Source organism: Gracilibacillus phocaeensis, assembly GCF_900626275.1.
In the GTDB taxonomy this organism is placed as follows: Bacteria; Bacillota; Bacilli; order Bacillales; family Amphibacillaceae; genus Gracilibacillus; species Gracilibacillus timonensis.
In genome coordinates, this window is the sequence record NZ_LR131142.1 from 147,023 (window position 1) to 171,802 (window position 24,780).

Genomic DNA, 24,780 nt, shown 5'->3' on the forward strand with positions numbered 1-24,780 from the left:
TTTGAAAGCGATATAAATTTCAAAGGATAAGGAATAAAACGTTTAATACAAATTATATCAGGGGGTTACTGATCAAAATGAAAATGTTATTACGATTGTTACTTAGTACAGTTATATTACTAACCATTGCTGCATGCGGTTCCAATGATAATTCAAATGGAGATGGTTCCAATTCAGGTGATTCAGCAGACGAAAAAACAACAGTTGTATTTATGAGTCGTAACAGCGGCGCAGATCCGATGGCAGAAGTATATGAAAAGCAAATAGATGAATTTATGAAGAAAAATCCAGATATAGAGGTGCAGAATGACTCTGTATTTGAAGAATCGGCATACAATAACAAGCTAAAAGTCTCCATATCTACTGGCGATACACCTAGTGTTTTTTACTATCCTGGCATTGCTGGATTAAAAGAATGGGCAGAGAATGACGTAATCTTGAATGTGGAAGATATATTAGCGAATGATGAGGAATGGTCATCCCGCTTTATCGATGGAGCATTGGAGACCTACCGATTAGATGATTATGGTGTAGAAGGAATTTATGGCATCCCTAATGAGTTAAATGTAGATGCTATTTTCTATAATAAGAAATTATTTGAGCAAGCTGGGATTACAGAAGAACCTAAAACCATGGACGAATTCTATGAGGCAATGGATAAATTAAATAGTGCCGACATTACTCCAATAGGCGTTGGAGGGAAAGCGACATGGGTAATGGGACACATATTTAATAATATATTGTACAAGCAAATTGGAATCGATGGTGTAACACAGCTAGGAATCGGTGAAAAGAAATGGACAGATCCTGATGTAGTGGAGGCATTAAGAATAACTAAAGAATTAAAAGACAAAGAAGCTTTTGCAGAAGGTTTTGAAGGTATGGATTTCAATACGCAGATGAACCAGTTTTTAACGGGAGAGGCGGCGATGATCTCTCATTCCAGTCCAGTTATTTCAGAAAGCATCCACTCTTCTGAATCAGAGTTTAAAGAAGATTTTAGTTTCTTCCCTTTTCCGTACTTTTCGGATAAATCAGAATATGAGGATACGCATGTCGTGTATACTTCCAATTTATTATTAAGTGGAACGATGGATGAAGCGGAGGAAGAAGCAGCTATTAAATTCGTTAAGTATTTAACAACCAACGAAGCCATTCAAGAACGAATGGATGTTATGCGAGTTTCTCCATACAAGGACATTGAGCCATCTTCTGAAGCACCACAAATTTTTAAGGATATGATTGATTTCACCAATACATTGTCAGAAACAGGGGGAGAATACTTTGATTACAGTCCGTCAGCTTCCTTAGTCAATACATCTAGAAATGCAATATTAGATATGATGCTGAGTGCTTCTCCTGAAGAAACAGCCCAGAGAATTCAGGATTCATTGGATAGCGAATAAATGAAGGTCATGAAATAGATTTATCTGAGTCCACCTGCTTTATGCAGGTGAGACTCTATTTATGATAATGCAGTCAGTTAATATTTTGCAATAAAGGATGATGAAGATGATGAACATTAGAAAAAATCGAAAAGTGATATTTTTGTTCTTATTACCTGCCTTATTGATTTATGGCATTTTTGAGTTCATACCCTCCGTTATGTCTATCTATTTTTCCTTTAATCAGTGGCCGGGAATTCAGTCTGTTCCATTAGAGTTTGTTGGGCTGGATAATTATATTGACATGTTTCGGGATCCCATGTTTTTAAAAAGCTTAGGGAATATAACCATCTATGTCATAGCAAGCCTCTTATTGCAGATTCCTATTGGATTTGCCTTAGGATTTACTATTTTCAATTTTACAAAAGGGAAAAAATTCTTTAAAGCAGCTTTTTTTGTTCCAATGATTATGTCACTTACAGCTGTATCTTTACTATGGTATTTTATTTATTTTCCAACGGATCAAGGAGTATTAAACAACCTGCTGATGAATATAGGGGTATTAGATTCTGCCCATAATTGGCTTGTCGATACAAATACTGCTTTAGCCTCCGTCATTATAGTTACCGCATGGACTAGTGTAGGGTATTATATGCTGATTTGTCTGACTGGATTAACGGCTATTCCCGGCAGTATTTTGGAAGCTGCTGAACTTGATGGTGCCGTTGGACTCAAGAAAATCAGATATATTACTTTACCGCTCTTATCAAGTTCGGTAAAAATATCCGTCATTATGGTGATAACGGGTGTTCTAAAAATATTTGACCATATATATATTTTGACACCATCAGGTGGGGCAGAGGGTTCAACAATGGTTCCAGCTTTATTAATGTATAATGAGGCATTTAGATACGACAATTATGGCATGGGAAGTGCTATCGCTACAGTTATATTAGTGCTTAGTATTACTGTATCTGTTATTAGTTTGAAACTCTTAAACAGACAGCAAACAGTAGAGTATTAATTTAGCTTATGGTTTCACGATTTTTCAGAATTGAATTTCGTTTAAAAAGATCTATCTAGGAGGAGCAGGAATGTTAAAAGTAGCTAAAAAAGCAGGAATAGTAGTATTTATTATATTAGCATTAATCAATATCTATCCATTTGTTTTCTCATTATTAAGCTCATTTAAAGGGTCGCTAGAATTATTTAGTTCATTTATGAGTCTGCCAGAAACGTTAAAATGGGAAAACTATGTAACAGCATGGAATGAAGGGAATATTGGCAGGTATTTTTTCAATACTATTATTCTAGCTGCGTTTACATTAATCATAACGGCTTTCGTAGGTGCGCTGGCAAGTTATGTGTTATCCAAATTTCAATTTAAATTAAAAGGAATGATGTATTTATTCTTCGTAGCGGGTATGATGATTCCCATTCAGGCTGTTATCATCCCGTTAGCGTATATCTTTGGAAAGTTAGGAATCATGAACAATTATCCCATGCTTATCATGCTGTTTACAGCATTTAGTATCCCTATAACTATCCTAATACTGACGGGATATATTTCAAGTATTCCAACAGAAATTGAAGAGTCAGCATTTATAGATGGTGCTTCTATTTTTCAGATATTCCTTAAGTTGATTTTACCTTTAGCAAAGCCAGCTATATTCAGCGTGTCTATTTTTAATTTTATTCAGGTGTGGAATAATTTACTATTTCCTTTAATTTTTATTTCAGAAAGGAATTTAGGAACCATAGCTACAGGATTATTGCAATTCTTTGGTGAACGAAGTAATGATTATGGAGCGGCACTGGCAGGAATCAGTCTAACAACAATCCCTGTGATTATTCTTTATATCTTCTTCCAAAGTAAGATTGAAGATGGGTTGATAAGTGGATCTGTGAAAGGGTGAGTGTATAATTACATAACTATTGGCGGACAAAACTACTAATTGCATGTTTTGCGCACCAGTTGTATATTATAAACAGGGAATAGCGGTGGATGTCTTCGGACTACACCTAAGGAGACTAGATTCGTCTAGTCTCTTTTAATTTTATATAGAAAGAAGTACTCAAATAGGCTATGTCTAAGCACCTATCATTCAAGGGCACAAAAGTTAACGAAAAAGCCCAGATATTATCTGGCTAATTGGAAGTATTTTTGTACTGTTGCGGTGCCATGCTTAAGGGCGAGCAGTTAGTTCTATAGTGTTCACTAGAATTATAGCCAATGACTGCAAATACTATAACCTTACTATCTTTATAATAGCGTGTCATAGTTTGAAGATATACGTTAAGTGTGTGATAACCATAAGAATTTATTATACTAGTCATATTACGTAAACAAAATTAATAAGTTTTTTAATCAACAATGGGAGGGAATTCACAATGAATAATAGTAAACCAACATCAGGGAATCCGGTTATACCTGGATGGTATGCAGATCCTGAGGCACGAATTTTTGATAATCTCTATTGGATTTATCCAACCTATTCGGCGCCGTATGAAGAACAAACTTTTTTTGACGCTTTTTATTCGGAAAATTTAATGGATTGGAACAAAGCAGAAAGAATACTGGAAATGAAAGATATCCCTTGGGCAGAAAAAGCAATGTGGGCACCGTCACCTATAGAAAAAGATGGAAAATATTATTATTATTTTGCAGCTAACGATATACAAAGTAATAATGAGGCTGGAGGGATAGGTGTAGCGGTTGCTGATCACCCTCAAGGACCATTTAAAGATGCACTTGGTCAACCATTGATTGGCGAAATTCATCATGGAGCACAGCCTATTGATCCACACATTTTTATAGATAATGACGGTGTTGCTTATTTATATTATGGAGGATGGGGCCATTGTAATGTAGTTAAATTAAACAAAGATATGATCAGTCTTGACGTTTTTGATGATGGATTGGTTTACAAAGAGATTACTCCTGATTTGTTCGTGGAAGGGCCTTGTATGATAAAACGGCAAAACCGATATTACTTCATGTGGTCGGAAGGAGGGTGGGGCGGTCCAGATTATTCGGTGGCATATGCTATTGCAAAGTCCCCACTCGGCCCATTCAAAAGGGTAGGAAAAATTCTCAAGCAAAATTCAAATGTTGCAACAGGAGCGGGTCATCATGGGATGATTCAAATACCTGGTCAAGATGAATGGTATATTATCTATCATAGAAGACCATTGTCAGAAACGGATATTAACCATAGAGAAGTATGTATTGATCGTCTTTACTTTAATGATGACGGGACTATTCAACCGGTAGAAATGACATTTGAAGGAGTATCGGAACGTAAATTAGGGAATTAACACGAGTGTTGATTAACGAATAATCTCAAAAAAGGACACCTTGTTTGTAGAATGGAGTTAGCGCGCAACTAAACTACAGAAGAGGTGTCCTTATGAGAAAGTATGCCATCGAGAGTGTACTAGCATTACTATTTTATCCAAAAGCGGAATGAAACTGATTACTAGGGCATTCCATCATCAATAACCCATCCTCTCAGGAAACACCTTTTCCCGCCTTATATAATCATAAGTCTTCTTCAACGTATCTCTTGGTTCAATATTTGCCAAGCACACTCTGGGTCATAAAAATAATCCTTACTAGGCTATTTATATCGTTGATTACTTTGTATTTTGCTGATTCTCTCATCTTTCCAATTTTTGATCGTATCCGCCAATTCTTCCAGCAGCATATCCGTTGATGTATACATATCAGTGTCGTTATTGATGGCAAGTTCCAAGGAATCAGAAATCCATTTATCTGGAGCAATTACCACTTGCCTTCTTCATATTTTGGGTCGCTGGTAAAAGAGATTCCTTTTTCGGAATTATTCGATTCGGAGCGACATAGTTTTGGGCATGAGTATCTTTTATAAATTGTTGTACCTCCTGCTCAAGAATAGGAAAAGCCACCTGTTTTGGCGTCTGCTTTGTATTTTTTCTTTCCTTCTTAAACGTCTCTGGATCATCGATTAATCGATCGATGTCCTTACTTTCTTCGGAATGGTCTTATACATTTCTACAATCAACTTCTTAAGTTCATCTTTCTTCCGGCATTTCAGTGTTTCTCTTAATTCATTGACTTTCATTGATCCAAACATTCCTTTCGCTCGGTATACGATGAAATAAGCTTTTTCAAAATGATTCAGGCTACTTTTTTCTTTGAGCCATTATAACACGGTTATGCGGTATGTATTGCCACGATCAATTATATAACACTCGTGAGTACTAAAATCAGAAGAAGCATTGTCGGGAACAAACATTCTTATTTTTATTTAATTAATGGCTGATAAATGGTATAATAATAGTACTCAGATAAGGCTTAAAATACGTGACAAATTTTGAATAAAAGTTAACGAAAAAAGCACTACAAAAATGACATACAGGGGTGAATAAGATGCAAAATGAAACCAACATTTTAATCTATCAAACAGAAGCAGGGAACACAAAAATAGATGTTAGATTAGAAAATGAAACAGTTTGGATGACGCAAAAGGCTATAGCAGAATTATATCAAACCTCTCCACAGAATATTACACTTCATATAAAAAACATTTATAAAGAAGCAGAATTACAGGAAACAGCAACTTGTAAGTATTACTTACAAGTTCAAAATGAAGCCTCAAGACAAGTCCAGAGACAGACAAAACATTACAATTTAGAAATGGTTATTGCAATCGGCTATCGAGTTCGTTCACACCGTGGTACCCAATTTCGCCAATGGGCTACGGAGCGCTTGAATGAGTATCTTGTTAAAGGTTTTACAATGGATGATGAACGATTGAAAGAAATACGGAATTTGGGAGAAGACTACTTCGATGAACTGCTTGAACGAATTCGCGATATTCGAGCTTCAGAAAAAAGATTTTATCAAAAAATTGCGGACATTTATGCTACCTCTATAGATTATGATAGTAAAGCTAAAATCACACAAGAGTTTTTTGCAACTGTACAGAATAAACTCCACTTTGCTATACATGGTCAAACAGTAGCAGAGCTGATTGCGAGTAGAGCAAATGCAAAAAATAAAAATATGGGTTTAACATCATGGAAAGGCGACGGGGTACGCAAGAATGATGTAACGACAGCCAAAAATTATTTGAATGAAAAGGAACTGAAAGCATTAAATCGAATGGTTACTAGATATTTAGACTATGCAGAAGATCAAGCAGAAAGAAAAAAACCAATGTATATGGTAGATTGGAAAACAAGACTGGACGCTTTTTTGGAGTTTGATGAACAAGAGATACTTCAAAATGCGGGGAAAATAGCAAAAGAGGTGGCCGATCAATTGGCAAGTGCAGAATACGAAAAGTATAATCAGCGGCGTGTAGAGGAAGATAGATTTAATGATTTTGATGTATTTGTTGAGAATAATGATTTAAAATGATTCTTACAAGTAATACGGATTATTCTCACAAGGATGCTGAAACTTATGCTATATCAGTTGCGCTGTATGAATTAGAACGATACATTGCAGGTAATAATCCATTGATAAGAATGGGATCGGGTATTTACATCCAGAATTTAGCATTTTACCCTACTAGCAAAGGTTAGACACGGAAACAACGTGTACTGTCAATACTAAAAACAGATCGAAGTTTAACTAACAAAGAAATAAGACAATTAACAGGTATGAACCGTAAACAAGTACAACGCTTGATCAAAGAATTAGAACATGATGGTGTGAAAGTGGTAGGAAGAGGAGCGGGAACTAAATATACCTATGACCAAGGGAATAGGGACAAATAGGGACATAATTAGAATTTCACCCTAAAGGCCAAGAAGACTAATGGGACAAAAATAGGGACAAATAGGGGCAAAATAGGGACTTCAAGGAAATATAGAAAAGAAGAACTGCTAATGTATAAAGAAACAAACATCTAATTTTTCAAACGATATAGGATGATGTGAAGTTAGATGTATAAAAGTGATGATTTTGAAGAAATGCACGTAGCACAAAAATATAAATCTACAACTATTCTCATAAAAAATAACAATAGCGAGCCTCTTTACGGTAGAATAGTACAAAAGAAAGGATGATCAATATGACAAAAACAATGAAAGGTATTTCAGGAAAAATAGACGTGAACATGAATGAAACACTTGCAGCATGGCAGCGCCTGCAATTTGGGATGTTTATTCATTGGGGGCTTTATTCGGCATTTGGAGGGGAACGAAATGGAAAACCTGTCAAGATTGGATACAGTGAACAAATCCAAATGTGGGATCAAATTCCTGAAACAGAGTATGTGGAAGTGGCAAAACAATTTACAGCAGATCAATTCGATCCAAAGGCAATCTGTCAATTGGCAAAAGACACGGGTATGCATTACATCGTGATTACTAGTAAACATCATGATGGTTTTGCCATGTTTGATACCGATACCACAGATTATAATATTGTAAAGCAGACACCATATGGTCAAGATCCGCTTAAACAATTAGCTGAAGAATGCCACAAGCAAGATTTGAAATTCGGTGTTTATTTCTCTCTTGTGGATTGGCACCAAGGGCATGCATTTGATGATAATAACAATAACCCGATTCCGGTATCCATGGAGCAGGTGATTGAACAGCAATTACGTGAATTAATGACTAATTATGGACCGATTGCAGAAGTGTGGTTTGATATGTCCAGCCCGACATTAGAGCAGAGTATAAAATTTTCTAGTATGGTTCATGAACTTCAGCCAGAAGCGGCTGTTAATAGTAGGATTTGGAATAACAAAGGTGATTTTCGTACATTGGCTGATAATCAAGTTCCATTTAATACATTAGATGCCCCGTGGCAAACGCCAGCCTCGATCTATCATGAAACATGGGGTTATCGCAAATGGCAGGAACGTCATGATTTTTCCGGAAAAGTGCGTGATTTGATTGCTGGATTAACTAGTGTTCGAGCTCGTGGGGGCAATTATTTATTAAATATCGGCCCGCGTGGCGATGGGGCGGTTGTATCGTTCGAACAAGATGTACTGCTGACCATTGGCGAATGGATCAATCGACACCCTCAAGCAATCTTAGGGGCATCAGCTACTAAATTTGGAGGACAAGCTTGGGGAGAAGTGACCGTGAATGGAACTGATTTATTTCTCCATGTGATAAATAGACCAAAGGATGGTGTCATCACACTACCTGGATTGGCAACGGATATCATACAAGTAGTAGAAGATGGCTCTTCTAATCCGTTGGAATGGAGCTTAGAAGACAATAATCTTACTATTCAGTGTCCAGATCAACCGATCGATGATATACAAACCGTTATCAAGGTTGAATTGGCAGAGGAATTGCGAATGATACCAGAAAAAACGGTGGAGGCAGATGAAAATGGTGTCTGGTCCATTGCATTAACAGATATCTATATGGGATACGGCTTTGCGGATCGTGGAAATTATAATACACTCCGAGAAACAACGATACGTCATACGGCGTTTATCGTTACAGAAAAGGCGGGATGTGTATGGTTAGAGGTACAAGGTGAAGTGCAAAAGAAGGAAACAACCTACCAGATCGAACTTGGTAATGAGACTAAAGTGGTGACAGGCAAACAACTGGTAGAAGGTGACATCGGATTATTTTCCGTGAATGCGCATGAAATTGTCCCTTTAAACATCACATTGGCAGAGCCTGGTTATCCAGAGGAGCCATTAGGTTTAGTTTTAACAGGGGTTAAAATGAAATATTAATCTATTACTCAACTTTCAAATACTTAATCAAACATGCATAAGGCAATAAACAAGGGTAATCTGTATTTCTAATTGTTGGTTCACTGCATTAAATAAAGCATCTCAGTCTCCTTTTTAAATGGCAAGGGTGGTAAAATACAAGTGGCCGTAAATAGTTACAATTAAAAGAAGGTAAGGATAGCGAGGGAAACAAAATCTCAATCGTGTGCAATAAGGCGAAAAGAAGCATGAAAGAAATCAACGACCTTTATTCTCTCTGTGAGGGATAATCCAATGTTTGGATAAGGACAATTGAATCCTTTTTCAAGGTATGATACCCATTTGAAGTTAGCCAAGTAGTTTCAATGTCGCCATTATAATGCGCTGGACGCCCATACATCCATCGTTTATCTTCGCTATATGATATTAGTAATAAGTCTTCTGGAAGAACAAGATCTTTCAAAAGTTGAGCAACTGTTTTACATTTGTTGAGATGAAATGGAAGACATGCGCTTTCCTAAAGCAGTTTTGGTCATCCTTGAATGTTTGGTTGCAATGCTAGAGGAAGAATCCATCTATTCTTACTGATGATCAAATTCAACTTTTTGGATCGATTCTTAATAATTTACCAGAGTTTTTAAGAAAGCTTCTTCTTTCTTCGGATACAATATGATATTAATCCCTTCTACATCGAATGGTAAGTGGAATAGTCATGTCCGAAAGTTGAGTAATAAAGAAATAAAATAATTAACAGGTATGAACCATAAGTAGGTATAACATTTGATGAAAGCATTAGAAGCTGATGATGTAAAAGTTGTAGGAGTAGAGCTAAACATAGCTATGCCCTATGCAGCTTTAAATAGGGATATAAAGAAATAATAAAAGTCATTTTACCCTACAAATTGGATATTAGAATCTGAACCTTTAGATATATACGAGAGCTCTTAACTTCTTATTAATCCTAGTGTAAGGTTAGATAGAATATCTTCAATTATATTGATTTTTTAAAAATTAAGAGAAAGTGTTAATAAATATATTGCTGCAATAGAGATAAAAAGGGACTCCTCGTTATTTGATGTTGGAAACATAATCAAAAGATAGAATCGTAGTCGGTTTGATACGGAGCCTCTGCGGGTATGATTCACGAGCCAAGCCCCCAGTATCAAAGAATATTGGCTTACACATAAAATGCTATCATTGCCCGCCTCTCCGTATAAGACCTTCTAAACTACCTTCTACTCCCATACTAAATAGCGGGGAGGCATTATCAAAAAGGCTCTATTCGCAAACTATCTAAGATTACCCATTTAGTTTGAAACAGTACTACTATCTTGTAATTATAGTGAAAGTAATGCTCCATATTTACGCAATTTTTCTCTTATCATTTGAACACCAACTTCCTCTGGTAAAATATTTTCCTGCACTGCTAATGCTGCTCCGATTCCAACTCCTTCACCTACAGCCATACAAGTTGCCATAACACGAGATGAGCCAAATACAACGGGATCAACGCTAATACATCTTCCACTCAGCATGAGTCTTTTTACATCTTTTGAAATCGTCGCTCCATATGTAATTCCATATGGATCTTTCAGTGATTTAATTATAGTTGAATCGCTTGATCCACTATGAATATCTATAATATATGATCCTAAAGCTATCGTATCTTCAGGTATTTCTCCATTTAAGGCTGCTTCTTCTTTAATCATTTTTTTTCCTATAATTCTGCGTGATTCACGAACACCCATAAATGGGGCAATCGAGGATAAATAAATATCTTCAAAGCCTGGCACATTTTTCTTTAACATATCAATCAAAGGAAGAATATTCAAATGAGCATCTATTTCTCCTTTACTTAAATCTTCTATCTTTGAACCATCAAAATTGAGAATGCGAAGACTATTAATAGCAATGTGTCCTTCTTTAGGCAAGTTGATATAAATAATAGTATCCCGTTCAATAGGACATTTTCCTTCTTTTCTCAATCTTGAAATCGTATTTCTTAAGCCAACAAAAACATGGTTCTCACTAGCACGCAGAAATTCTGCTGTATAGCCGGGACGTATTTTCATAGATTCACCGTGTTTAAGTTCTTCGGGATGATCTTCCAAATAATCCATAAATTTATCTAGTTTAAAGCCGCCTACAGTAAACATTAAAGTTCCAGGTTGAATTTCTCGCTTGATTTCTCCTTTTGAATATTGACCCTTTTCATATTCTGCTCCTGATAAATAACCAACGTCACCATCACCCGTTGAATCAATAAACACATCTGCAAAAATCTCTATTTCTTGTCCCTTTCCCTTTACAATGACAGATTTCAATTCACCACCTTCTGTATTGGTATTAATCAGTTCGCAATGAAGCAATGGGTGCACACCATATTGCTTTACTTTTTCAAAAATGACGATTCTCATTAAATTCGGATCAATAACAGTTGTTGAATTATGCAATGGACATTCCCTATGACCAAATGATCCCCCTAACTCGATTAAACGATCTACAATTTCTTGGGCTAATCCCTGTGTGGTGGTACGCCCTTGAGCATCTAAAAAACCTAGTAATGGCAGGCCTATAGTCATGTTCCCGCCTAAAAATCCTTGTCGATCCACTATAATTGTTTCTGCCCCTTCACGAGCAGCAGAAAGTGCTGCGCCTACTCCGCCTGATCCGCCACCAAGTACAAGAACTTGGGTTTTGATTGTTTGTCTATGATTCATTTTTCACTGCACTCCTATCTTTTAATATAATTTATTTCATTATAATAGTTGTATTTGCTTTTTTACATACAGTTTTATATCATATAATATATACTTTATTTCAATAAATGAGGTGCTATGCAAATGCAATTTGATAATTTAACAGATTATACCTTACAGCTTCTTTGGCATACCTACTGGAAAACAAAAGAACAATTTGATCGAAGTATAGATACTTATCAAAATTGGGTAATGTTTGCGGTTGAATCAGGTAGTTTTCATTACGAGATAGGTCGTGAAAAAGGTATCGCTTCTGATGATGACATTATTCTCTGTCCCCCTGGTCAAGCATTCAAACGTAAAATAATTACTCCTTTGGCACTCCATTTTATTGGATATAATATACAAACTCATTCTAAGGATGAATTACTGCTTCCCCAAGTAAAGGTTACACCTAAAGATCGAAAGCGACTTTCTTCTAATTTCTCATATTTACGCAGGCTCCATCTATCTTTAGATAAAAGAAGCACCTCCCGCAAACAATGGATAATCAATGATATTTGGCAGCTAATTTGTGATGAACTTGAGGCTGATCCCATTCAACATAATGCTTTCCCATCTCTGGATTCGCAAGATGACCTAATGAATAGGGCAGCTGACTGGATACTAAAGCATGCATATGAGCCAATTCATTTAAAAGAACTTGCTGAAAAAATAGGACTTAGTCCCGTTCAGTTGACACGACGTTTTCAGCAGGCATTTCGTATGACGCCAACTGAACTTATTAAAAGACTGCGAATGCATAGAGCTGCAAAATTGCTACTTGATACAAATCTGACATTGGAACAAATTTCTGAAAAATGTGGGTATGACAATGGCTTTTATCTTAGTCGCGTATTTACTAATTTTATGAACATTACCCCATCAAAATATCGCGAAGAAAATTATTTATAATGCTCGTTTAAATAGTTGTCAGAGGAAAGATCAAGGTGGTGTAATGTGGAAAAAGGGTTAGGATACGTGGGCAGCGAAACAAGATAGAGACCACAGTTCTAGTATTTTTGCGCAATAGTGAGAAACGTCAAATAAGTATGAACGACATCTATGGGACAAGAGTTCACTCAACACTTATAAGACGATCTATTGCGTTTGACATGTTCAGTCTGACCAGCCTTGCTAGCCAACAATTTTTAAATGAAGTGTACATTTATTCCTTTTTTTATACAACTTTCTAAATCTGTGTAATTAGCTTCTTTACCAGTAATCAAGTCATGAATCATAGGAATACTTGCTACGGAATGTAATGATATACGATTGATTTTTGTATGATCTGCTACCACAATGATATGTTTAGAAGATTGAATCATTGCTTTTTTAGCTGAAATTAAATAATCATCAAAATGGGTTAAACCTTTCACTTGATGGAAAGCAGGTGTTCCAATAAATGCTTTTTGGACGTTGAGATTTTCTAAGGTACTATCTGTTCCTCTGCCATTCAACATATAGCTATTGGGAAATAATACGCCACCTGTCACTATTACTTTAATAGCCTCTGAAAACCTAAGTTGGGCCGCTATGTTAATATCGTTCGTAATAACAGTAATATCTTTTTTCTTCTTTATAGCTTCAGCAATATGAAGTGTTGTTGTTCCAGAATCTAAGATTATATTATCCCCATTTTCTATAAAAGAAGCAGCGTATTCTCCGATACGTTTCTTTTCATTTAAACGGACGCTTTCTCTTTCGTGAAAAGCAGGCTCAGAATGTACTTCTTTTTCGAAAACCACTCCTCCATGAGTTCGCTTAATATTTCCTTCTTTTTCTAATAGTGTTAAATCTCTTCTTATTGTTGCTTCATGCACATGAAAGTGATGTGCTAAGTCAGTGATTGTTATAGCATTTTTTTCTTCAAGTAGTTGAACTATTTTAGTTTGACGTTCTAAAGGAAGCATATTCTCCCTCCTTGTTTATTTTTAATAACATTATTATCATACATGAATGAGCACAAATAATCAAATAAGCATAAATGAGTGCTTTTATATGTTTATTTTTATAATTATATGTTTATTTATATTGACAATTGATTTCAAAGATAATAATATAGTGCGTAATCAATCAAAAATGAACACTTCAGGAGGTTTATTAGTAAATGAGTAAAATTAAGTCTAAAGCACATCGATTAACAGCTCCGGGAAAATTTGAAACAGTTGAATTAAATCATCAATTTAATCCCGGTGACGTGGTTGTACAGCCAATTTTAGCTAGTATTTGTCATGCAGACCTTCGTTATTATACAGGTTCGCGCAAAAAAGAAGTGCTTGATAAAAAACTTCCTATGGCTCTTTTTCATGAAGGTCTAGGAGAACTAGTACTAGATGGAGATCGAGGGTTACGAATGAAAGAAAATGTAATTATAGTACCGAATATAGCTAAAGGATTTCAAGAAATAGAAAATAAAAATACTCAAGATCAAAAGAAAATAAAGAAAGAGGATAACTATTCTCCTGAAAGCTTATTTTTAGGCAGTGGAGTAGATGGAATTGGGCAATCCCATTTAGTATTACCCAAAGAAAATGTGGTACCCATCCCTAAAGATATACCAGATGAAATTGCTGTATTAGCAGAACTGAATTCGGTTTCATTACATGCGATTAGTCATATAAATGGAGATCTCTCAAAGAAGAAAATAGCGGTTTTTGGTGATGGACCAGTTGGTTTCTTAACAGCTGCCATTCTACGACACATATATAAAATTCCGAGGTCACACTTAATTGTTTTTGGTGCGGATCAAGAAAAGTTAGTACAATTTGATTTTGCAACCACTTACATGGTACAAGAATATGATTTTAAAAAGCCGAGCGATGTAGAAATCATCCTAGAATGTACAGGTGGCAATTTCAGTGAAAGTGCCATTGATCAAGCAATTGAATTTATACAACCAAAAGGAGAAATTGTCTTACTTGGTGTAACTGAGAATAAGGTACCGATCAATACTCGTGATGTGCTGGAAAAAGGCTTGACTATTTATGGCAGTTCAAGAAGTACAATAAAGGAATTCAAAGAACTTATGAAGTACTTTAAAGATCCTGATTATCAAAATACTTTAAGGAAAATACTGCCCGATCAGAATGTAATAATCAAAAATTCAATGGATTTAAAGAATGTAATGGATAAGGTAGTTGAAAATAAAGGCTGGAAAAAAACAATACTTACCTTTAAATGGGAGTGATTCGAAGTATCAGGTCATTATATGTGTGTAATCTCTTTAAATAGTAACTGAATTATAAAGCTTGGAGCCTAGATTTCATTATGAACGGCTATATAATGAATGTAATTGACTTAAAAAAGAAAAGAGGTATCGTCCATGGCAGGCTATTTGATCAGACGTTTAATATATTCATTGTTTGTTGTCTGGGGAGCACTCACGATTATATTTTTAGTAGTACGAGTGGTACCTGGTGATCCAGCCTCTGTTATGCTAGGCAGTTCAGCCACCCAAGAACAAATTGATAATTTGAATGTGCAGTTAGGACTAAATGAACCAATAATGATTCAATATTCACGGTATTTGTTAGAGGCATTTCAGTTTGATTTTGGAGATTCCTTCCGGTTGGGAGGGCCAGCACTAAATTATGTTTTGGAAAGGCTTCCATTTACGATGACGTTAGCTTTTTCATCTATTATATTAGCATTATTAATTAGTTTTCCGTTAGGCATTCTGGCTACTAAAAAGCCTAGAGGAATGGCTGATAAAATTATATCCTTTTTCTCATTATTAGGGCAGTCTTTACCTACTTTCTGGGTAGGAATTGTATTAATCTTAATTTTTTCGAGATTATTTGGTTTATTACCAAGTGGAGGGACTGGTTCATTAGCACACCTAATATTACCAGCTTTTACACTTTGTTTACCTTTTATTGGGATGTTTGTAAGACTAATTAGAAGTGGAATTTTAGAACAGTTAGGACAAGGGTATGTACAAACCGCAAGGTCGAAAGGTCTAACAGAAAGTTTTGTTTTTTATATTCATGTCTTAAGAAATGTATTAATTCCGGTTATTACAGTGGCAGGTTTGTTGTTAGGGGAATTTATCGGAAACGCTATCATTATTGAAGTCGTATTCTCGTGGCCAGGTATAGGTCGATTATTAGTAGATTCTATTCTCTATCGTGATTTTACGATTGTACAAGCTTCAATAGCACTAATTGCAGTATTTTATGTTGTTTTAAATTTATTTGTAGATATATTATACGGATACATTGATCCGCGTATTCGAGTGGAGGAATCATGATGTCCAATCTTAATGCAGAAATAATTTCAGAAGAAAATAAAGTGATGAAAAAGTTCACCATTAGTAAAAGTAATTGGAAGTTTATTTTAATAAGTATTCCTATTGTTTTGTTTGTGTTAATTGCAATATTCGGCCCTTGGATTATTGACTATAACCCGACAAAAACGTTTACTCAGGATCGTTTGTTGCCACCTGGATCGACTATTAGAGATGGAAGTCAAATTGCCTGGTTAGGAACAGACCAAGTTGGTAGAGATGTGCTTTTGCAAATTATTTATGGAACGAGAATATCTATTATCGTTTCTTTAGCTACTGTAGTGATAGGTGTTCTTATCGGAGTGCTATTAGGGTTAATTTCAGGTTACTATGGAGGCGTTGTTGATAGTGTTATTATGCGAATTGCTGATGTTCAATTAGCATTTCCGGCTATTTTATTAGCAATTTTGATTGCGGGTGTTTTAGGGCCAAGTGTAATGAATGTCATTATAACGTTAGCGATTACAAGGTGGGTTACTTTTGCACGTGTTGTAAGAGGAGCAACCTTAGAAACAAAAAAGAAAGATTTTGTTGATTCAGCAAGAGTAATTGGGGCACCTAATATTAGGGTTTTAGCCAAATATGTTTTTCCGATGTGTTTATCACCATTGTTAGTTGTAGTGACTGTCCAATTAGGATTAGTAATTATCTCAGAAGCGTCATTAAGCTTTTTAGGTTTAGGAACACCGCAAGAAAATGCTTCATGGGGGCTTTTAATCTCTCTTGGACGTGATTATATAAGTTCAGCTTGGTGGATAGCAGTTATGCCAGGTATTGCATTAGCTATTTTGGTAATTTGTGTAGGCTTTCTAGGAGATATGTTGCGTGATAAATATGATCCACATATGAATGATTTTTAAATCACTAAAAGTTGTACAATTCTAAAAATATAAAAGGGAGTGGAGAGAAATATGAAGTTAAGTAACAAGCTTTTTGTATGGTTTATGGGAGTATCATTAGTATGGATTATGGCAGGTTGTGCCGGGTTATCAGAAGAAGGTAACTCTGGGGAGGAAGGTGAGAGTAACCAAGAATTAAGAGCCGCTTATGATACAGGTATTATTTCACTGGATCCTTTTAGTTCTAATCATGGTGAGCCAGCTACTATATTAGCATCAAGACAGATTTATGATACTTTAGTAGTCAATGATGGAAGCGAATTCATTGGTGGTTTAGCAGAAGACTGGGAACAAGAAGATGATCTTACATGGACATTTACGTTAAAAGATGATATCACATTTCATGATGGTTCTGAGGTGACTGCTGAAGATGTAAAAGTTTCCTTAGAACAATTGATTACGCGTGGAGAATCACCTTTAACTGTATTGTGGGAAGTATTTGATTCTGTCGAAGCCGAAGACGACAAGACAGTAACTATTAAAACAACAGAACCATTAGGAACGATGTTATCTAATTTAAGTTTATTATTCATTGTTCCGGCTGATCATATGGAACAAGAAGACTTCTTTATGAATCCTATTGGGAGTGGACCGTTTTCAGTAGAATCATTTACACCTGAACAAGAACTAATTTTATCTGGTTATGATGAGTATTGGGATGGAGCACCAAACTTAGACACATTAGAGTTAGTAAATATTCCAGAAACATCTTCTAGGATGACAGCAATTGAAACAGGGGAAATTGATTTATCTTGGACAATTCCAAATGACCAAGTTACAGAATTAGAAGGTAATGAAGATATTAATTTGGTAGAAAGTGAAAGCTATTTATACTATTTTAATTGGTTTAATAGTAGTAGAGAACCTTTTGACAATCCTAAAGTAAGAAGAGCATTGTGGCATGCCTTGGATATTGAAACAATAGTGAATGATTTGTTTGGGGCTACAGGTGAGGTAATGACTTCTCCTATTCCAAATGCAGTATATGGGCACTCTGAACAGTCACCGTATGAATATGACCCCGAACTAGCTAAAGAATTATTAGCAGAAGCAGGATACCCGGATGGGTTTACTACTACTATGATGTGGAATGAAGGCGGGGGGCCACAGATTTTAGAACTTCAAAATATAATGGCTTCTTATTGGTCTGAAATAGGTGTTGAAATCGAACCTGATCGTTTAGAACGTGCAGAGTGGATTGAAAAGTTAAATGCATTAGATTGGGATATGGATTTACAAACCAATTCTGTAATTACGGGTGATGCTGATTATACATTAGGTCGTTTGTATATATCAGAAGCAAACCGCAATGGTTATCATAATGAAGAATTGGATCAGCTCTTGTTGGATGCCAAACAAACTACGGATCAAGAGGAAAGAGCTTCCCTATATGATCAAGTTAATCAAATTATTTGGGATGAAGCAGTAGGTATTTTTCCTGTAGAATTAAAACAAATTCATGCTGTCAGAAGCAATGTAAAAGGGTTTGAACCAGATCCAGCAAGTGCTCCAAGATTGCATCAAGTATCCATTGAATAATCATCAAATAAATAAGAGAGAGAAGACTTCTGTGTTCTCTCTCTATAACAAAGAAAGGGGAAAACAGATGGAGATCGTTCAGAATGAATCAAATTCTATTATTGAAGTATCCGATTTATCTGTAGAATTCCGAACGGGAAATCGAAATATTAAAGCAGTTAATAATATTTCTTTTTCATTAAAACAATCTGAAACACTAGCAATACTTGGTGAATCTGGTAGTGGAAAAAGTACTGCTGCTCTAGCTATTTTAGGTCTGTTGCCAAAATCTATTGCTAAGATTTCGAACGGAAAGATAATATATAAGAATCAGGATCTTTTACAACTTCCCGAAGCAAAGAAAAGAAAATTATATGGTACCCAATTATCTATTATTTTTCAAGATCCTTTAAGTGCGCTTAATCCAGTATTAACTATCGGATATCAAATTGGAGAAGCTTTACGATTTCACCAGAAATTAAAGAAAAAAGATGTAAAGAAAAAAGTCATTGAATTAATGGAACAAGTGAAAATTCCAGATGCAGCAAACCGCATTAATAACTATCCGCACCAATTTTCTGGTGGAATGCAACAACGAGTGATGATTGCGATGGCATTAGCTTTAAATCCAGATGTACTAATTGCAGATGAACCGACAACAGCATTGGACGTTACAGTACAAGCTCAAATAATGAATTTATTAAAAGAACTACAACAAAAATATAAAATGGGGCTAATTCTTATTTCACACGACTTAGGAGTAGTTGCCGAATACGCCAATCAAGTTGCTGTTATGTATGCAGGTCGTATTGTGGAACAAGGTCAAGTCAATGAAGTATTTACAAAGCCAACACATCCTTACACAATCGGATTAATGAAATCCATCCCAAAGATTAATAATAAAAATGAGCGGCTAACCCCGATCAAAGGCTCACCACCCAATTTTTACAAGTTATCGAAAGGTTGCTCTTTTTATGATAGATGTCGTTTTGCTAAAGAAAAATGCAAGCAAGAAACACCTGTATTAAGAGAAGTAATGAAGGATAGAAAAAGCGCTTGTCATTTTGCGGAGGAGGTTATGAATAAATGAGGAATGTACAACCTAAACCAGTATTAGAAGTGTCCAATTTAGTCACCTCTTTTCCTGTCAAGAGTCCATTATTAAGAAAAACGATAAAGGAAATACAAGCGGTAGCAGGTGTGAGCTTTTCTGTTTATCCGGGGGAGACACTTGGACTAGTAGGGGAATCGGGCTGTGGTAAATCAACAGTTGCAAGGACTATTCTAGGATTAGAAAAAGCTGCAAAAGGACATATTTATTTCAATGGCCAGGATTTGACCACGCTTTCTTCTAAAGAAATGCGAATACTTAGAAAGGATATTCAATTGATTTTTCAGGATCCTGATGCCTCATTGAATCCTAGAATGACCGTTAAAGAATTGATTCAGGAACCATGGAAAATTCATACAGAACTTGTGCAAAAAAAAGATCGGGAAAAAGAATTATTTGAATTAATGAAACTCGTTGGTTTAAATCCTCATTCTGCTGATCGTTATCCACATCAATTTTCCGGCGGGCAAAAACAAAGGATTTGTATTGCTCGTGCGTTAGCTTTGAAACCAAAATTGCTAATATGTGACGAAGCCGTGTCTGCATTGGATGTATCCATACAAGCACAAATTTTAAATTTACTGCAAGATTTGCAGAAAGAATTAGGATTAGCTTACTTATTTATTTCACATGACTTATCCGTTGTTAAACATTTATGTGATCGTATATCTGTTATGTACTTAGGTAAGATTATTGAGCAAGGTACTTCAGAAGAATTATTTGACCAGCCAACGCATCCATATACACAGGCTTTATTATCTGCTATTCCTGTTACGAATCCATGGGAATTAATAGATAGACAAGAGATTATTTTAAAAGGCGATATCCCTTCTCCGGCTAATCCTCCGAGTGGTTGTCGTTTTCGAACAAGATGTTGGATGGCTGCAGAGGTCTGTGAGTTAAAAGAGCCTGATTTAGAAAGTTTTGAAAATCATCATTTAAGTGCATGCCATTTCGCTGAAAAAAAAGAAGTTATTAAAAAATAATACCATTAAACTTTGTTTTGAACTTTTAATTTTACTTAGTATATGATACCTGCTATATATTATTAATAATCCATTGTTACGGTTCTAGAGAAAACGAAAGATTTTTTTATTAACAAGTTTAGTTCGTTTCTTAATGGTAATAGGTGGAAGGGATGAAGGAGTGATTTTGTGACAAAATATGTAATCGGTATAGATTACGGTACGGAATCAGCGCGCGCTGTTCTGGTTTCATTAGAGGAAGGAGTAAAAATCGCACAACATGAAATGACTTATTCACATGGAGTGCTTGATGATAAATTACCTAATTCAAACACGATGTTAGGACAAGATTGGGCACTGGAGCATCCAAATGATTATTTGGAAGTATTAGAAAGGTCCATTCCTGCTATTTTAAATCAATCTCAAATTGATTCTAAAGATATTATAGGTATTGGCATCGATTTTACTTCATGTACAATTTTACCAGTAGACAATGATGGTAATCCATTAATGTATAAAAAAGAATGGTATGATGATCCTCATGCTTGGGTGAAATTATGGAAACATCATGCAGCTCAGAATAAAGCGAATATAATGAACAAAGTAGCAGAACAAAGAAATGAGAAATTTCTATATCGTTATGGTGGGAAAATCTCTTCTGAATGGATGCTTCCAAAAATATGGCAAGTCATGGATGAATCTCCTAACTTATATAAAGCGACAGATAAGTTCGTAGAAGCAATGGATTGGATAATTTTTAAGATGACAGGTAACTGGGCAAGAAGTATTAGTGCAATGGGTTATAAGGCAATTTGGAATAGTCGAGATGGTTTTCCGACAAAAGAATATTTGAGAGAATTGTCTCCTGATTTACAGGATGTAATTGAAACAAAACTTCGAGGAGATATAGTATCTCTTGGTCAAAAGGTTGGAGAAATTGATGAATCTATTGCTAATAAGACAGGATTACAAAAAGGTACTGCAGTAGCGGTCGGCAATATTGATGCACATGCTGCAGTTGTTGGTATGGGTGTTGTAGAACCAGGCAAATTAGTGATGGTTATGGGTACTTCGTTATGTCATATGCTTATTAGTCCGAAAAACGAGAGCATAGAAGGGATATCCGGAGTAGTGAAAGATGGAATTATTCCTGGTTACTATGGTTATGAGGCAGGCCAACCTGCAGTAGGTGATATGTTTTCTTGGTATGTTAATCATGTTGCACCGACTGATACAAAAGAAGCTGCTGCTAAAGAAGGAATCAATATTCATCAATGGTTTATTGATAAGGCTAGCAATTTTCAACCAGGTGAAACGGGATTACTAGCTTTAGATTGGTGGAATGGTAATCGTTCTCTTTTAATTGATAGTGAACTAAGTGGGTTATTAATAGGTATGACACTACAAACGAAGCCTGAAGAAATTTATCGAGCCTTATTAGAATCTGCAGCATTTGGCACAAAAAAAATAATAGAAGCATTTCAAGATAAGGGGATTCCAGTTAAGGAATTATATGCTTGTGGTGGTTTAGCTCAGAAAAATCCTTTATTAATGCAAATATATGCTGATGTGACGAACAGAATAATTAGAGTTGCTGATTCTACTCAAACCTCAGCAGTAGGTGCAGCTATGTTTGGTGCAGTAGCAGCTGGGGTAGCTAGAGGTGGAATAACTTCAATTGAAGAAGTAGCAGATAAAGTTGCAAAATTGAAGGAAGAAGTTTATACACCAAACCCTCAACATGTTCGAGTATATGAAAAGTTATACCAAGAATATCTAATAATTTATAATTATTTTGGCAGAGGTGAAAATGATGTCATGAAGCACCTTAAAAATCTAAAATATAATAAAACTAAAATAAGATGATAAAAGAGAATACCTTTCAAGAGAAAGCGCTATTGCTGCCTCCTTGATGACACATTTCCGCAAACGGCTAGATGCTTCTATCATCAACCAAGTGAATAAATGGATCATAGAAGTACAAATGCAGGAACGAGAAGAGACCCAAACCACGCTAGAGGATGATCATTATGTTAACGCTGCCCCGTTTCCCAGGGGAAAGATAACGGATGAAACGTCTACTTCCCAACAAGAGGGACACCCAGAGAAGCCGTTCAATCAAGGAAGTTTACTGAACGTTGCAACATGTGCGCTAGAGAAGAACCCTACCTTTTCATTGAATTCGCGAAATAAAAGTTGCCTTGTATTCGATGAAAGAGCATCTCCATTGTTCGATAATTTGATTCGATGATTGAAATTTAGTGTTTTTTCGGTAAAGTAGCCATTAGAAGAATCCTTTCTGTTGGTTATTTGGTGGTACTTTAACCTTATCAGAAATGGATTCTTTTTTTATTGGATGATATACAGGATGGATCTACATCGCTTAATATTTAGGTGTTTTCATCGTATCAAAGAATTTATGTGAATAATTCAGGTCAAGTTTTACTTTTTCATCTAATAATTTTCGTATAAATAGTGATCGGTTAAGTGTATGAACAGCCTCTTTTGCGTGCCATGTTAAGTCTAAGTGATAAGCGATAATGATCCTGTCGTACACATCGATAATTGAAAAAAGGAAAGAAAGCGCTCTCTATTTTCTATATCTTTATATTTGATATCAGATTCCCATTGAATATGACATTCACTTCGCTACCCATTTTTGCAGTGTCTGTGGGACTAAATCTAATTCTCTTGCTACTTCGGCTGCTTTCCTGTCAACTTCCACTACCAATTTCCCTGCATATACTTTAAATTCTTTATCATATCATTTTGTCATTTTAGACAATCCTAGAGATTATTATATTTTGTATAAAAAAACTATTTTGTATATCCAATTATTAGACTATCATCATATGAAAAACGAATTTGAACTGTTTGCTCAAGAAATGAAGATCAAATTACAACCAGAATATTACTATTTATCTCGCATTTTTTATTCAAATATTTAAAGATAGAAAATTTACACTGGATCTGCAGAATTACTTTATTATTTTCATAAAATAAAATCTTCTACAGTTTTAGTTTCTTTATCTTCAATAGGAGTCAAATGCAGTTATTGAAATTTAATTTTAAAAAAATAAAAAAAATTTAATTTAATGTTTCATTAATTAAAAAAATGTGTTAGGATATAGCTAAGTTTATGAGTAAGCGCTAACAATGATCAAGGAGTAAACATAGTCTCGAACGTTAGTTTAGATAACCATAAACTAAATTTTAAAAGACAGCATTGTGATCAATTGATTATGAATAGAAAAATAATCATGTAATAGCGAGCTGTTCTTTTATACAAATTACAAAGGAGATGGTGAGAAGTGGACAATAAAAAACACTTGGTAGTTGTAGGAGCTCATTGTGGTGATGGGGAAATTCAGGCAGGTGCGATTGCAAATAAATATGCAAAGGCAGGATGGGAAGTAACTTTTTTACATTTAACAGCAGGTGAAAAGGGTAATCCTCCACATATTTCTGTAGAAGATTATCGTGAACAAAAAATCAGGGAAGCAGAAAAAGTAGCTGAAATTTTAGGTGGTAAAAGTATTACTTTAGATTATAAAGACGCAGAATTATCATTCAGTGAGGAACTAATAAGTCATATTGCAACCTTAATGCGTGAATTAAGACCTACAATTGTCATTACACATTGGGAAAATAGTATACATTCAGATCATGCACTATGTCCGAGGTTAATACAAGCGGCCCAATTAAAAGCTGGGTTAGCAGGGTTTGATCTATCTGGATTAAAACCACATTACTATCCATATTTACATAGCGAAAATTGGGAAGACATGGAAGGTTATGTACCAGATATTTTTGTAGATGTGTCAGATGAATTTGAAACATATTTAAAAGCTTTGTCCCAATATTGGTTTATCATGAACTCCAGTTCTTTTAGATATTATGATTATTATAGTGCGCTGGGTACCGTTAGGGGTTGCGTGGCTCGAGTTAAATATGCTCAGACTTTAAAAACACCCACAGGAACGAATGTACATAAAGGTAATGGAATACCTGGGTATGACTTATAATTACCTTTTTGTAAATACTTGTCGTATTACAAAAAAGTATGGGATTTCCAATATAATTTATGTAATGTGCTTATATATATGGTTTCTTGTTTAATCATTGTATTTTTATTAAATGATATTACTTTATTGGTAACTTTCTTTAAATCACATTTTTGTATTTTGATAAAGT

20 protein-coding genes and 1 pseudogene are annotated in these 24,780 nt (G+C 35.3%); 17 read left to right on the forward strand and 4 right to left on the reverse strand.

The annotated features are described in order from the left end of the window. The first annotated feature begins 77 nt into the window (after positions 1 to 77). The 4 genes from E0E32_RS03000 to E0E32_RS03015 all read left to right on the forward strand — a co-directional run bounded on the left by E0E32_RS03000 (position 78) and on the right by E0E32_RS03015 (position 4,703). Positions 78 to 1,406 (forward strand): ABC transporter substrate-binding protein, encoded by a 1,329-nt coding sequence (locus tag E0E32_RS03000; protein WP_130858916.1) that lies wholly within the window; start codon positions 78 to 80, stop codon positions 1,404 to 1,406. A 109-nt stretch (positions 1,407 to 1,515) separates the two neighbouring features. Next, positions 1,516 to 2,409 carry a carbohydrate ABC transporter permease gene (locus E0E32_RS03005; RefSeq protein ID WP_165444934.1) on the forward strand — a complete coding sequence of 298 codons (894 nt, stop codon included), beginning with the start codon at positions 1,516 to 1,518 and terminating at the stop codon, positions 2,407 to 2,409. A gap of 70 nt (positions 2,410 to 2,479) precedes the next feature. After that, the gene (locus E0E32_RS03010; RefSeq protein ID WP_130858918.1) at positions 2,480 to 3,301 is read left to right on the forward strand and encodes a carbohydrate ABC transporter permease; all 822 of its coding nucleotides are present in this window, start codon (positions 2,480 to 2,482) and stop codon (positions 3,299 to 3,301) included. A 475-nt stretch (positions 3,302 to 3,776) separates the two neighbouring features. Further along, positions 3,777 to 4,703, forward strand: a complete 927-nt coding sequence (locus E0E32_RS03015) for a glycoside hydrolase family 43 protein (RefSeq protein WP_130858919.1) — start codon at positions 3,777 to 3,779, stop codon at positions 4,701 to 4,703. A gap of 302 nt (positions 4,704 to 5,005) precedes the next feature. Here E0E32_RS03015 and E0E32_RS22015 read toward each other — a convergent pair whose 3' ends face one another. Beyond that, a complete protein-coding gene (locus E0E32_RS22015) occupies positions 5,006 to 5,176 on the reverse strand; it encodes a hypothetical protein (RefSeq protein WP_161485730.1) in 171 nt (56 codons plus the stop codon). Between the two features lie 620 nt (positions 5,177 to 5,796). On the opposite strand from E0E32_RS22015, the gene E0E32_RS03020 reads away from it, so the two are divergent. The 3 genes from E0E32_RS03020 to E0E32_RS03030 all read left to right on the forward strand — a co-directional run bounded on the left by E0E32_RS03020 (position 5,797) and on the right by E0E32_RS03030 (position 9,088). Continuing rightward, positions 5,797 to 6,789 carry a virulence RhuM family protein gene (locus tag E0E32_RS03020; protein ID WP_066195584.1) on the forward strand — a complete coding sequence of 331 codons (993 nt, stop codon included), beginning with the start codon at positions 5,797 to 5,799 and terminating at the stop codon, positions 6,787 to 6,789. A gap of 185 nt (positions 6,790 to 6,974) precedes the next feature. After that, positions 6,975 to 7,151 carry a winged helix-turn-helix transcriptional regulator gene (locus E0E32_RS03025; RefSeq protein WP_078060181.1) on the forward strand — a complete coding sequence of 59 codons (177 nt, stop codon included), beginning with the start codon at positions 6,975 to 6,977 and terminating at the stop codon, positions 7,149 to 7,151. A 296-nt stretch (positions 7,152 to 7,447) separates the two neighbouring features. After that, the gene (locus E0E32_RS03030) at positions 7,448 to 9,088 is read left to right on the forward strand and encodes an alpha-L-fucosidase (protein WP_165444935.1); all 1,641 of its coding nucleotides are present in this window, start codon (positions 7,448 to 7,450) and stop codon (positions 9,086 to 9,088) included. Positions 9,089 to 10,404: 1,316 nt separating this feature from the next. On the opposite strand, the gene E0E32_RS03035 is transcribed toward E0E32_RS03030, so the two are convergent. Next, positions 10,405 to 11,787 carry an FAD-dependent oxidoreductase gene (locus E0E32_RS03035; RefSeq protein ID WP_130858921.1) on the reverse strand — a complete coding sequence of 461 codons (1,383 nt, stop codon included), beginning with the start codon at positions 11,785 to 11,787 and terminating at the stop codon, positions 10,405 to 10,407. Between the two features lie 123 nt (positions 11,788 to 11,910). Between E0E32_RS03035 and E0E32_RS03040 the strand changes: the two genes are divergently transcribed. Continuing rightward, positions 11,911 to 12,720, forward strand: coding sequence for a helix-turn-helix domain-containing protein (locus tag E0E32_RS03040; RefSeq protein WP_165444936.1), 810 nt, complete (start codon positions 11,911 to 11,913; stop codon positions 12,718 to 12,720). Between the two features lie 236 nt (positions 12,721 to 12,956). Here the strand turns inward: E0E32_RS03040 and E0E32_RS03045 are convergent, their stop codons facing one another. Then, complete coding sequence (locus E0E32_RS03045) at positions 12,957 to 13,718, reverse strand: DeoR/GlpR family DNA-binding transcription regulator (RefSeq protein ID WP_130858923.1); 762 nt, start codon at positions 13,716 to 13,718, stop codon at positions 12,957 to 12,959. Between the two features lie 197 nt (positions 13,719 to 13,915). Here E0E32_RS03045 and E0E32_RS03050 point away from each other — a divergent pair, with 197 nt between their 5' ends. The 8 genes from E0E32_RS03050 (at position 13,916) to E0E32_RS03085 (ending at position 22,837) form a co-directional block, all read left to right on the forward strand. Then, positions 13,916 to 14,995, forward strand: a complete 1,080-nt coding sequence (locus tag E0E32_RS03050; RefSeq protein ID WP_130858924.1) for a zinc-binding dehydrogenase — start codon at positions 13,916 to 13,918, stop codon at positions 14,993 to 14,995. Between the two features lie 135 nt (positions 14,996 to 15,130). Beyond that, complete coding sequence (locus E0E32_RS03055; RefSeq protein ID WP_130858925.1) at positions 15,131 to 16,057, forward strand: ABC transporter permease; 927 nt, start codon at positions 15,131 to 15,133, stop codon at positions 16,055 to 16,057. After that, complete coding sequence (locus E0E32_RS03060) at positions 16,057 to 16,953, forward strand: ABC transporter permease (protein WP_207302260.1); 897 nt, start codon at positions 16,057 to 16,059, stop codon at positions 16,951 to 16,953. The genes E0E32_RS03055 and E0E32_RS03060 overlap by 1 nt, the downstream gene beginning before the upstream one ends. A gap of 51 nt (positions 16,954 to 17,004) precedes the next feature. Further along, positions 17,005 to 18,531: an ABC transporter substrate-binding protein gene (locus E0E32_RS03065; protein WP_130858926.1), complete on the forward strand. Its 1,527-nt coding sequence runs from the start codon at positions 17,005 to 17,007 to the stop codon at positions 18,529 to 18,531. 67 nt (positions 18,532 to 18,598) lie between these two features. Continuing rightward, a complete protein-coding gene (locus tag E0E32_RS03070; protein ID WP_130858927.1) occupies positions 18,599 to 19,600 on the forward strand; it encodes an ABC transporter ATP-binding protein in 1,002 nt (333 codons plus the stop codon). Next, positions 19,597 to 20,607, forward strand: coding sequence for an ABC transporter ATP-binding protein (locus E0E32_RS03075; protein ID WP_130858928.1), 1,011 nt, complete (start codon positions 19,597 to 19,599; stop codon positions 20,605 to 20,607). The genes E0E32_RS03070 and E0E32_RS03075 overlap by 4 nt, the downstream gene beginning before the upstream one ends. 168 nt (positions 20,608 to 20,775) lie before the next feature. Next, a complete protein-coding gene (locus E0E32_RS03080; RefSeq protein WP_130858929.1) occupies positions 20,776 to 22,452 on the forward strand; it encodes a ribulokinase in 1,677 nt (558 codons plus the stop codon). Positions 22,453 to 22,495: 43 nt separating this feature from the next. After that, entirely contained in the window at positions 22,496 to 22,837 is a 342-nt protein-coding gene (locus E0E32_RS03085; RefSeq protein WP_165444937.1) for a hypothetical protein, read from the forward strand. A gap of 393 nt (positions 22,838 to 23,230) precedes the next feature. On the opposite strand, the pseudogene E0E32_RS22790 reads toward E0E32_RS03085, so the two are convergent. Beyond that, positions 23,231 to 23,350: pseudogene (locus tag E0E32_RS22790) on the reverse strand (transposase); the annotation flags it as partial. Positions 23,351 to 23,897: 547 nt separating this feature from the next. Between E0E32_RS22790 and E0E32_RS03095 the strand changes: the two are divergent. Beyond that, entirely contained in the window at positions 23,898 to 24,611 is a 714-nt protein-coding gene (locus E0E32_RS03095) for a PIG-L deacetylase family protein (protein WP_066195634.1), read from the forward strand. The last annotated feature ends 169 nt before the right edge of the window (positions 24,612 to 24,780 follow it).